12 protein-coding genes and 2 pseudogenes are annotated in these 10,975 nt (G+C 35.8%); all 14 read left to right on the top strand.

Annotated features, from left to right (window positions below; genetic code table 11):
• A pseudogene (locus AP75_RS14740) lies at window positions 1–109 on the top strand (IS982 family transposase); the annotation flags it as partial.
• 31 nt (window positions 110–140) lie between these two features.
• A complete protein-coding gene (locus tag AP75_RS13020) occupies window positions 141–980 on the top strand; it encodes a DUF6056 family protein (RefSeq protein WP_158212087.1) in 840 nt (279 codons plus the stop codon).
• On the top strand, window positions 973–1,722 hold the full coding sequence (locus tag AP75_RS13015; RefSeq protein ID WP_031502050.1) for a glycosyltransferase: 750 nt from the start codon (window positions 973–975) through the stop codon (window positions 1,720–1,722). The genes AP75_RS13020 and AP75_RS13015 overlap by 8 nt, the downstream gene beginning before the upstream one ends.
• 167 nt (window positions 1,723–1,889) lie before the next feature.
• Window positions 1,890–2,738 (top strand): ABC transporter permease, encoded by an 849-nt coding sequence (locus AP75_RS13010; protein WP_088264937.1) that lies wholly within the window; start codon window positions 1,890–1,892, stop codon window positions 2,736–2,738.
• A 67-nt stretch (window positions 2,739–2,805) separates the two neighbouring features.
• The gene (locus AP75_RS13005; protein ID WP_031501602.1) at window positions 2,806–3,174 is read left to right on the top strand and encodes a four helix bundle protein; all 369 of its coding nucleotides are present in this window, start codon (window positions 2,806–2,808) and stop codon (window positions 3,172–3,174) included.
• A gap of 54 nt (window positions 3,175–3,228) precedes the next feature.
• On the top strand, window positions 3,229–4,521 hold the full coding sequence (locus tag AP75_RS13000) for an ABC transporter ATP-binding protein (RefSeq protein ID WP_088264936.1): 1,293 nt from the start codon (window positions 3,229–3,231) through the stop codon (window positions 4,519–4,521).
• On the top strand, window positions 4,515–5,498 hold the full coding sequence (locus tag AP75_RS12995; protein ID WP_088264935.1) for a glycosyltransferase family 2 protein: 984 nt from the start codon (window positions 4,515–4,517) through the stop codon (window positions 5,496–5,498). The genes AP75_RS13000 and AP75_RS12995 overlap by 7 nt, the downstream gene beginning before the upstream one ends.
• Entirely contained in the window at window positions 5,488–6,327 is an 840-nt protein-coding gene (locus AP75_RS12990; RefSeq protein WP_088264934.1) for a glycosyltransferase family 2 protein, read from the top strand. Before AP75_RS12995 ends, AP75_RS12990 begins: the two co-directional genes overlap by 11 nt.
• A complete protein-coding gene (locus tag AP75_RS12985) occupies window positions 6,327–7,130 on the top strand; it encodes a glycosyltransferase (RefSeq protein ID WP_051872620.1) in 804 nt (267 codons plus the stop codon). The genes AP75_RS12990 and AP75_RS12985 overlap by 1 nt, the downstream gene beginning before the upstream one ends.
• A 13-nt stretch (window positions 7,131–7,143) precedes the next feature.
• Window positions 7,144–7,944, top strand: a complete 801-nt coding sequence (locus AP75_RS12980) for an alpha-1,2-fucosyltransferase (RefSeq protein ID WP_088264933.1) — start codon at window positions 7,144–7,146, stop codon at window positions 7,942–7,944.
• The gene (locus AP75_RS12975) at window positions 7,941–8,840 is read left to right on the top strand and encodes a glycosyltransferase family 2 protein (protein ID WP_088264932.1); all 900 of its coding nucleotides are present in this window, start codon (window positions 7,941–7,943) and stop codon (window positions 8,838–8,840) included. The genes AP75_RS12980 and AP75_RS12975 overlap by 4 nt, the downstream gene beginning before the upstream one ends.
• Window positions 8,841–8,851: 11 nt before the next feature.
• A complete protein-coding gene (locus AP75_RS12970; protein ID WP_088264931.1) occupies window positions 8,852–9,997 on the top strand; it encodes a glycosyltransferase family 4 protein in 1,146 nt (381 codons plus the stop codon).
• Between the two features lie 13 nt (window positions 9,998–10,010).
• Window positions 10,011–10,673 carry a hypothetical protein gene (locus AP75_RS12965; RefSeq protein WP_088264930.1) on the top strand — a complete coding sequence of 221 codons (663 nt, stop codon included), beginning with the start codon at window positions 10,011–10,013 and terminating at the stop codon, window positions 10,671–10,673.
• Between the two features lie 86 nt (window positions 10,674–10,759).
• A pseudogene (locus AP75_RS12960) lies at window positions 10,760–10,975 on the top strand (IS5/IS1182 family transposase); the annotation flags it as partial.

The raw sequence follows: 10,975 nt of genomic DNA, 5'->3' as shown, positions 1-10,975 counted from the left end.
TTTTAAAACCAGAATCTTAAGTAAAATTACGGCTCTAACTTTTATTCAATTTGTAAATGTTTTTGTATTTAATAGAAAAATGAACAAAATTAAAGTATCTTTAATTTAATAATGCACTACGAGTTATATTAATCATACTATTGAATGGGACCAATGAAATTTCTTCTTTGATCTACAATGGTTCCCTATTTCTGTATTTGTTATATAGTTATATAAAAACAAAAAATATAAACCGTGCGGTATTCACCTTATTAATATTCAGTGTAGGATGTATGTTAATATCCATTTTAGCCCCGGGAAATACTGTGCGAACGCTGTCTGAAAAAAGTCCTAATACTCATGATGTGATTTTTTCAATCTCGAGAGCAATATTTAGAACGGTAACATTTACTGCGGAGAGACTTTTTATCTTCCTGATTTTGGGTGTTTTTTTATTTAAAGGACTCCAAAAAAGAAATTTAAAAATGAGTGTCCCAAAAATCCCGACAATCATACTTAAAAGCGCATGCGTTTTTTTTCCATTTTTGGTTTTATGTTTTGGGATTTTCCCAAGTTATTATGCTACAGGAAGAATTCCGCCCGAGAGAACGGTAAATACTGTTTCTTTTTTCTTTTTGATATCAATTGTTTTTAGTATTCAGTTTTATAAAGACAATTTTATTGAAGATGAAAATATTCATTTTAAATCAATCATAAATTATATTCCCATTTTATTATTATTAATTATAGTCACTCACCCTAATGATTTAAGGAATAATTTCTACGATTTATTCTCCGGAAGATCATTGATCTTTGCAAAGGAAATGGAGGAAAGAGACCAATATCTGAAATCAACACCAGAAGAATTCGTAACAGTTAAGAAAATAAGTGTCATCCCTAATACACTTTTGTTTAAAGACATTTCGGGGGATCCCACCAGTTTTTTTAATTACTATTATGCACGATTTTATAATAAAAAATCAGTAAGCGTCCATGAATAAAAATAGCATTGTCATTATTCCATGTTACAATGAAGAAAAAAGGCTGAAGACAGAAGTTTATTTGGATAGTCTAAAAAAACTTCCCGAAATAAGTATATTATTTGTGAACGATGGTAGTAATGATAGAACACTTGAGGTTTTAAAAAATATTGCAAATCAGCTCCCAGAACAAATTTCAATTTTAAATTCTGTAAAAAACGGTGGCAAAGCCAATGCAATCTATGAAGGAGGTCGCGAAGCATTAAAGAAAAAGCCCGCTTATATTGGATATATTGATGCAGATTTAGCAGTCTCATTAGAAGCTTTTAATGAGTTATTAGAATTTGCAATAAAAGAAAACAAAAACTTTGTCTTTGGCTCGCGATGGAAAAGAATTGGCTCTACAATAGACCGTAAACTTTCTAGGCATTTAATAGGTCGATTTTTTGCAACACTCTCAAGTAATCTCTTAAATTTAGATGTTTATGACACCCAATGCGGCGCAAAAGTTATGGACAACAAAACTGCAAAACATGTTTTTAAGCAACCTTTTACTACGAATTGGATCTTTGATGTCGAAATATTTTTTCGTTTGCTACAGATCTTTCCCAAAGAAAGATTTGCAGACCACGCAATTGAATTTCCTTTGAAAGAATGGCATGATGTGGAAGGATCCAAGCTTAATTTTTCACACTCCATCAATATTTTAAGAGATTTTATCGTGTTAAGAAAAAAGTATGGAGGTACGAAGGTAAAGAAATAACGTGGCGTTGTTTTAGTACCATTTTAATAATGCCAATATATGTTTAACGCGTTTAGGACAAAAGGCTTTACGTTATCTTATTTTATCTTCTTTTATCTAAGGAGCACTGATACCAAAAAATTCCAAAAATTTACCTTATTTTTGAAAAAAATTTATTCTTTTCACAAATGAGCGAACCCCAACAACAATGGACCGAAACCATTGAAGCGAAACATTCCCTTTTCGATTTGAAATTAGGCGAAGTTTGGCGATACAAAGATTTAGTTTATATGTTTGTAAAGCGGGATTTTGTATCCAGTTTCAAGCAAACGGTTTTGGGTCCAATTTGGTTTTTCATCAACCCTATTTTTACAACGATTGTCTACATTTTTGTATTTGGAAACCTTGCAAAATTGCCTACAGATGGCGCTCCGAAGATTCTTTTCTACTTAGTAGGTGTTACTTTGTGGAATTATTTTTCCAGTTGTCTCACCGGCACTTCCTATACTTTTGCGGGCAACGCGGGGATTTTCGGGAAAGTGTATTTTCCAAGACTTGTTACCCCGATTTCAGTAGTGATTTCTAACTTAATGAAGTTTGGAGTTCAGTTCGCTTTATTTCTTGTTTTTTTCTTTTATTATTGGTACAAAGGCGAAGTACAGCCCAATTGGTGGGTTTTGGCAACACCTTTTCTTATCATCTTAATGGCAGCTTTCGCATTGGGTGCAGGAATGATTTTTTCGGCACTCACCACAAAATACAGAGATTTGAATATGCTTTTGGGATTCGGGGTGAGTTTATACATGTACGCAACTCCGGTGATTTACCCAGTCTCTGCGCTTTCCGGAATTTGGAAAAAACTAGCAATGTACAATCCATTAACCGGGATTTTTGAATGTTTTAAATATGGTTGGTTAGGAAAAGGCGAATTTTCCATACAAATGTTACTAATCAGCACTGTTATCATTATCGCTATTTTGACCTTAGGAACCCTGATTTTCAATAAAGTAGAAAAAACTTTCATGGATACAGTGTAAGGAGGTGATAAAGGTGATGAAGGTTAAAGTGGTGAAGTGAGTAATTAATTTGGATAAAGATTTTCAAATGAATAACGACATAAGATCTCATAAGGATTTGAAAGTTTGGCAGGAGTCAATGGATTTAGTTACTGAAATCTACCGGATTTCAGATTTTTTTCCTGAAAATGAAAAATTCGGACTTACTTCCCAAATACGGAGATGTGCTATTTCAATTCCATCGAATATAGCAGAAGGATGCGCCAGAAAAGGTAATAGAGAATTGCTCCAATTTCTGTACGTTTCACTTGGCTCATTAGCAGAGCTAGAAACACAGTACGAAATTGCCCAAAACCTTAAATATATAAAAGAATCAGAAGAAATCCGTAACAAAATCATTTTCATTAGAATAATGTTGTCAAACCTCATCAAATCAATAAAAAACAAACCATCATAACCTCCATAACCCTCATCACTTCCATCACTTCCATCACTTCCATAACCTCCAACAATGCTCGCACTAAAAGCTGAAAATATATCCAAACAATACCGCCTCGGACAGGTAGGAACCGGAACTCTTTCCCATGACCTAAACCGTTTTTGGCACCAGATCCGTGGAAAAGAAGATCCCTACCTTAAAATTGGTGAAGCCAATGATCGTTCTTCAAAAGGAGAAAGTGAATATGTATGGTCACTTCGCGATATTAATTTTGAAATAGAACAAGGTGATGCCGTGGGGATTATCGGGCGCAACGGTGCAGGAAAATCTACCCTCCTGAAACTCCTCAGCAAAGTAACGAAACCGACCACGGGGAAAATCTACACGAAAGGTAGAATTGCTTCATTATTAGAAGTTGGAACCGGCTTTCATCCGGAAATGACCGGACGCGAGAACGTATTTTTAAACGGAGCCATTCTGGGTATGACTCGCAAAGAAATTACCCGTAAGTTTGACGAAATCGTAGACTTCTCCGGTGTGGAAAGATACATCGACACACCGGTAAAAAGATATTCGTCGGGAATGTACGTTCGCCTTGCTTTTGCTGTAGCTGCGCATCTGGAATCCGAGATCTTAATTGTAGATGAAGTTTTGGCAGTCGGTGATGCCGAGTTCCAGAAAAAATGTCTCGGGAAAATGGGCGATGTGAGCAAAGGCGAAGGAAGGACGGTGTTGTTTGTGAGCCATGACCTGCGCGCTGTGAACAGGCTATGTACGAGTGGCATCTCTTTGAAGCAGGGTTCAATACAGGAAATCGGACCAACAAGCGAAGTGATTACGAAATATCTGAAGACCAACAACCAAAAGTGGAGCAATAAAGAGGTTAATTTTGAGGTACCGCAGTCGGGGATATCCGTTACAAACATTCAATTTATCCAAAATCAAAAACAGACTTTCACCCTTGAGCAGGGTCTGCCGTTCGAAGTACAGATAGACATCGACAATGCTCTGTCTGCGCCAACTTCATTTGAGTTCAACCTGGAATTGAAGAACCATTATGGCGAGGGCGTTACCAATTTTGGTAACGAATTTCAGCACAAACCCATGATGGTGCAACCGGGGCAAAACCATGTCCGTCTGGCTTTTAATGAACTGCCTCTGCGTGCCGGAGAGTACATGGTGGATGTCTGGGTAAACCTGCCGGATCTGAAAAAAAACATCTACATGCAGGAACTGCTCGAACTGCGAATAGAAAAAGCAGCTGACCTCTACTTTCTGAACCCGGACAGAATCTGGAGCAACTTCCCCAACCAGCCCCAACATGGGTACCTGCCGATGCATGCCAAAAACATTGAATTATGGTAAAAGAAGATATACTTCCAGAGAAAAATAAAGCGCAGCCATTAATCTCGGTAATCGTCCCCTGTTACAATGTAGATCCCTATATCGCAGAATGCCTTGAAAGTTTACTAGCACAGACCTATCCTAATTTCGAGGTAATTATTGTAGATGACGGCAGCACTGATGCTACACGTGACTGCATACAGCCTTTTCTGAAAGACAAAAGATTTAAACTTTTCAATCAGCCCAATGCAGGCCTGTCGGCAGCCAGAAATACCGGCCTCGAAGCTGTACAGGGTGAGTACATTGCTTTCCTGGACAGTGATGACATGCTGCATCCCGAATTTTTGAGGTTGCATTTAAAAGCCCTAACAGAAAATGATGCTGATATATCGTTTTGCGGGATAAAAAGATTTGAAAGTTGTACCGATATCAGTACAGAATTATCTAATGAAAACAGCAACATAAAGAAGTTTAATTCCGTTCAGATGTTATCCAACATCAATAGTACTGCAGATTCCAAATATATTGTAGTTTGCAACAAGATATATGTGTCCCGTCTGTTTCACAGACACCGGTTCGCGGAAGGAAAATTTTTTGAGGATGAGTATATCATGCATCACCTCATGGGAGACACAAATAACATTGTAGAAATTTCGGAAGAACTGTACTACTACAGGCAACGGCATGGGAGCATCATCAATTCTGATTATTCTGATAAAAAATTCCAGCACGCCATGGGAGCTTTCAGAGACAGACAAGCATACTTCCGTACAAGAAAAATGGACTCGAAAAACCTGAAAAAAAGAATATGGCATTACGTATGGCATATCTGGCTTCAAAAAAAAAACCATGCAGCCAAAAAACACCTTCTGATGCATCCGTTTTCATTCATACAGTACGCACCCATGAATAAGCGCCAAGCGATAAAAAACTATATTTCCGTCGCAAAGTATTCTATCAAAAACCAAGCATCACAATATCTTCATAATGGAAAATAAGATCAGCATAATTGTCCCATGCTATAAGCAGGCACAATATCTGGATGAGTGTCTCCAGTCGGTTCTGAAGCAGACTTACCAGAACTGGGAATGCATTATCGTGAATGATGGTTCGCCTGATAATACAGAGGAGGTTGCACAAAAATGGATAGAAAGAGATAAACGATTTAGTTTACTGAACATTGAAAACGGTGGCGTTTCCCGAGCAAGAAACAAGGGTATAGAAGCAGCAAAAGGAGAATGGATTTTACCTTTGGACGCTGATGATAAAATTGGAGAAAAATATCTGGAATTAGCAGAAAAGGAATTTAACAAGGCAGATTTGATTTATGCAAATTCTTCATTTTTCGGAACTGTAAATAAAATATGGAACATACATTATACAAGCTATCAAGATTTACTTATTAATAACAAAATTTATTGTTCAGCATTATATAAAAAGAAAGATTGGGCAAATATAAACGGCTACGATGAAAACCTCCTTTCGGGATTTGAGGACTGGGAATTCTATATCAGGTTGTTAGATGATAGTAAAAATGTAATCAAAATTATTTACGAAGGTTTTTTTTATCGAAGAAAAGATGTTTCCAGAGATATAAACATCAACAAAAATATTGGGCTGCAGGAAAACGTTAAAAAATATATTTTCAAAAAAAATATAGATAAGTACCTGCAATATTTCCCATCTGTTCAAACCCTTGTGTCAGAAAAAACAAACATTGGGCATAAGTATGAAAATGCAGAAAAAAAACTTTCAACAATAAAACAGGAACTGAACAAAAATATTATTACGAAAATTTTATACAGAATAATTCTCATTTTTTCATAATGCTCTCCATCATCATCTCCTCATACCAGCCACATTACTTTACTGCATTAGAAAAAAACATTGCAGAAACGGTTGGTGTACCCTATGAAATCATAAAAATCGACAACCCCGGTCTCATGGGCATCTGCGAAGCCTATAATAAAGGAGCGGAAAAAGCAAAATACGAGTATTTGCTTTTTTTGCATGAAGATGTGATGATCAATACACAGCATTGGGGCAAGGAATTATTAGAATTATTTTGCAATAAAAATATTGGTGTAGTAGGTATTGCGGGTTGTCCTTACATCCCGAATGTTCCTTTTGCTTGGTGGAATTTATTTGCCTCAGATTTTAGAAATTTTAAACAGTATGATAGAGAGGTGTTCATTCGCGAATATAGCTTAATGGAAGACAAGCTTGTATTTGCTTTAGATGGCGTATTCTTAGCTTGCCGAAGAGCAGTTTGGAAAGCCTTTCCTTTCAATGAAAATATTAAGGGCTTTCACGCTTATGATATAGATTTTTCCGTAAGGATTGCCAACAGCTATCAGAATATAGTAAGTTCCAAAATACTGCTAAGCCATTTCTCGCAAGGCAAGATGGATGAAAAATGGTTCCGGAGCCTGATTCAATCAAGGGACTGTTTTGCTGCCCCCCGATCCCAAAAAACCAACAAAAAATACGAATTCTTCTTTTATACTACGTTTGAAGAGTACCTGAGTCAATTTCATTTTCCGAAAAAAGAAAAAAGGAAATTACTGTTAAAATACAACAAACCAAAGTTTATCGGCTACAAAGCTTTTTTACGAAATTTATTTAAATGATAAACATCAAAGTATGTTACAAAAGAAAACTAAATTTGCTTTGAAAAAGTTAATTTCGAACCTAACTGGATATAATCAAAAAACGATAATCGAAATCCCTCTACAGGCAAGGTTTGGGAATTTTTTATATTTTTTTCTCCATTGTTACATTGAAAGACAGAAAGGTAATAATCTTTACATTCTTTATACAAAAACAATGGAGCAATGGTTACTGTATTTTCCTAAATTAAATGATTTTGTTTTAATGGCAAAAGACTATTCAAAGCTTGATAAATTAAAATGGTTCAGTAGCTTTTATCAGGTTTTTAATGAAGATTTTAAACAAGATGATCTTAATAATTTTATTCGGGACTATCTGTTAAAAGGAGAAATTAAATCTCAAATAATTACTCAAAATAAGACGGTAATTAATATCAGAAGAGGAGATTTTTACAAAGAAAATTCCTGCACACCATCAAGCTTTGATCAAGTATCTTACATTAAAAAAGTCAAAAATATTTATCCCGAGTTATTTTATTACCCAATCGAAATTGTAAGCGATGATATAGATTGGTGTATTAATAATTTCCAATTTCTTGATAGTGTTTGTTTCAGAGAAAAAAGTTCGCCAGTGGAGGATTTTATAGCAATATGTACTGCAAAAAATCTAATCATTTCCAATTCTACATTTTCATATTGGGGTGGCTATGTCTGTAAATATTTATCAAAAGAAAATATAATAATAGCGCCAAATTTTGGTTCTACATTATATCATAATCATATTGCTGTTCAGTTACATCCTGAATGGTCAATTGTGGATGTAATCAATAAATGATGCCTAACATTTCAATTATCATATTAACCTACAACCAGGAAGCTTTTATTGAGAAAGCCATCCGCGGGGTCTTTATGCAGAATTTTCGCGGGAAAATCCAACTAATCATCTCTAACGATGCATCCAGAGACAGAACCCATGAAATAATTAACAACCTCCTTCAACAGGCTCCAGAAAATATCGAAATTCAATACACACTTCACCCCAAAAACATCGGCGCAACGCCCAACATGTACGATGCTCTGAAAAAAGTGAAAGGAAAATATCTGGCACTTTGCGAAGGCGATGACTATTGGACGGACAAACATAAACTCCAAAAACAATACGACTTCCTTTCTCAAAACCCAGATTACAGCCTCTGTTTTCATCAGGCTATAAATGTATCTCCCTATCCCGAGATCCACGGCACTCCATTTTCACTCGTGGACAACAGAGACTACACGCCTGAAGAAATTTACCGCCACTGGGTGGTTCACACTGCCACTGTAATGCTTCGCGCGGAAACCTTGAAATCCGATGCTTTCCTGAAAACCATGAAAGATCCAACGCTGCTATACTTTGACACCATTCTGTTTTTAGCCGCCTCTACGGTTGGTAAAATGAGAGGCCTCAGTGATGCTATGTCCGCATACCGCCGTCATGACGCAGGCCTATCATTCGGCGCAGTAAACTTGAAAAGGGATTTGAAACATAATCATCTGGATAGAATTATTGAGCTTTACTATGGCGGAAAAATTCGGGAACATGCACGCTGGCAAATTTTCAAACGCAGCTATGAGGATTTTTCATTGGCACTAAAGAAAAAGGATTTTTTATTATCTTTCAGCTTCCTGAAATGGATTTTGAAATATTATAAAAACCTGATTATATTTATTATAAAACAAATTAAAAAATAGCACCTTAAGCCATGCCTAAAAAGATCAACATCGGATTTCTGTCTTCCCAACCACCTACCAACAAAAAAGTGTGGTCGGGGAGTATCTTCCGTATATATGAATCTTTACTAAGGGAAGACTTTAAGGTTACTTGGATACCAATTCACTACACGCCAGCCCAAGAAATTTTTTTTGATAAAATCGCTAAAGCATACTATCGCATTTTTAACAGGGGATTTAATAAAAACCAGTTTATAATTAAATCTTTGGCAGCTTCGCGAAATCTAGATAATGAATTGCGCGATAAAGATATTGATGTCATTTTCGCACCGACCACTGCCACAGAAATAGCTTTCCTGAAAACCGGCCTACCCATTGTATACTTTAATGATGCCACCTTTCACCAGCTGCTGAATTATTACGGTGGAATGAGCGGTTTTGGTTTTCTTTCAAAAAAAATAACCGAATATATTGAGAAAAAAGCCCTAAGAAAGTCTTCTGCTCTTGTATTTTCCTCTGAATGGGCAGCAAATCATGCTCGGGATTATTACCAAATATCGGGAGAGAAAATTCATGTAGTCAAATTTGGTTCAAATGCTGAAGTCCCTGCTGAAATCAATGTTTCAAAAGATTATACAGGAGCTATTACCTTTCTTTTTTTGGCGGTAGACTGGCAGAGAAAAGGCGGACATATCGCACTGAAAGCCATTGAAATACTGAAAAATAGAGGTTATAATGTGAAGCTACAAGTGGTAGGTTGCACTCCTCCTACAACAAGTTCTGCAATGGAAATAATCCCTTTTTTAGACAAGAACAATCCTGATGAAGCGCAAAAAGTAAAAGACTTTCTGAACAATGCCCACTTTATGTTCATCCCTACCCGTGCAGACTGTACACCAATCTCTTTTTGTGAAGCCGCTGGTTATGGGCTACCCGTAATATCTACAGATACCGGCGGAGTATCTGCCCATGTAGAGCACGGGATTACCGGGTTGCTTTACCCCCATAATGCCGACCCTGAAGTTTATGCAGACGGCATAGAACAACTACTGAAAGAGCCTTCATGCATAGCACAAATGTCCCGGGAAAGTCACCGGAAATATAACACAGAACTGAATTGGGAAATCTGGGGAAAAGAAACAAAAAAAATAATTTATAAAGTAGCAAATACAAAATAATACCAAATTCAAAATGAATTTAAAAGGGAAACGTATTTTAATTGTGGACCAACATATGGTGTTAGGGTATAACCTTATGTTTGAAATGAAAAAATTAGGCTTAGATACTGAAAGATTATTTCATACATACGCTAGTGAATATCAATATACAAACATTATACATAAATTCATCAACTTATTTCAAAGAAACATCCTTAATAACAAAGGATATTATCAAAAACTTATTGACAACCATTTTGACAAGTATTGTTACGATTCTTTAAAACAACTTAAAGATAAACAATTTGACTATATTATTGTTTTAAGATGTGATAAATTCTCGGAAAAATTTTTACAAAGTCTCCGAAATATATCGGATAAAATGGTAGCATACCAATGGGACGCTATTATTGTCGAAAAAATTTTAACCCGTCAAAAATATTTTGACAAAATTTGTGTATATGATCCTTTTGATATAGATAAGCACGCAGGCATAACGTTACTTCATAACTATCATTTTAATAAACCAGCAAATACCAATCATAAAACCAAATATGACCTCTTATATTTAGGAAGCGATTTTAAGAATGAATTTCGCGAACAAAAGCTTTTAAAATTACTAGAAACCAAACTTTTCAGCTCTCCAAACCTTATTCTCAGATCTGATATAGATAGTCTCTCCTTAAACCACTTATAATTTACTGATTATTAGTATTTTGGGTTTAAAATAGCTTGTTTTTTATTGCAAGAATTTGTATATTAGAGCTTTAAAACCTTGCAAATATGTTAGGAAAAAATCCAGAAAAACTGCCAGAATTATTCCGCCCGATGTTGGTTGATTTTATTGATGATAAACACGAACTCGTTTTGCTTTCAGATAAAATAGATTGGAATTATTTCGAGAACGAATTTTCGCCGTTGTACTCTAAAGTGGGCAATCCGAGCCATCCGATTCGTTTTATGGTGGGCTGTTTGCTTCTGAAACATCTTTATAATTTG

Origin of the sequence: Kaistella haifensis DSM 19056 (assembly GCF_000735695.2) — a bacterium.
In the GTDB taxonomy this organism is placed as follows: domain Bacteria; phylum Bacteroidota; class Bacteroidia; order Flavobacteriales; family Weeksellaceae; genus Kaistella; species Kaistella haifensis.
This window is presented reverse-complemented; position numbering and strand designations above follow the sequence as displayed.

Coding starts and splice junctions, on each gene's coding strand:
- AP75_RS12990 (WP_088264934.1), top strand. CDS start 5,488: ATGGAAAATAAGATCAGCATAATTGTCCCATGCTATAAGCAGGCACAA.
- AP75_RS12975 (WP_088264932.1), top strand. CDS start 7,941: ATGATGCCTAACATTTCAATTATCATATTAACCTACAACCAGGAAGCT.
- AP75_RS13015 (WP_031502050.1), top strand. CDS start 973: ATGAATAAAAATAGCATTGTCATTATTCCATGTTACAATGAAGAAAAA.
- AP75_RS13005 (WP_031501602.1), top strand. CDS start 2,806: ATGAATAACGACATAAGATCTCATAAGGATTTGAAAGTTTGGCAGGAG.
- AP75_RS12980 (WP_088264933.1), top strand. CDS start 7,144: ATGTTACAAAAGAAAACTAAATTTGCTTTGAAAAAGTTAATTTCGAAC.
- AP75_RS12965 (WP_088264930.1), top strand. CDS start 10,011: ATGAATTTAAAAGGGAAACGTATTTTAATTGTGGACCAACATATGGTG.
- AP75_RS13010 (WP_088264937.1), top strand. CDS start 1,890: ATGAGCGAACCCCAACAACAATGGACCGAAACCATTGAAGCGAAACAT.
- AP75_RS12970 (WP_088264931.1), top strand. CDS start 8,852: ATGCCTAAAAAGATCAACATCGGATTTCTGTCTTCCCAACCACCTACC.
- AP75_RS12985 (WP_051872620.1), top strand. CDS start 6,327: ATGCTCTCCATCATCATCTCCTCATACCAGCCACATTACTTTACTGCA.
- AP75_RS13000 (WP_088264936.1), top strand. CDS start 3,229: ATGCTCGCACTAAAAGCTGAAAATATATCCAAACAATACCGCCTCGGA.
- AP75_RS12995 (WP_088264935.1), top strand. CDS start 4,515: ATGGTAAAAGAAGATATACTTCCAGAGAAAAATAAAGCGCAGCCATTA.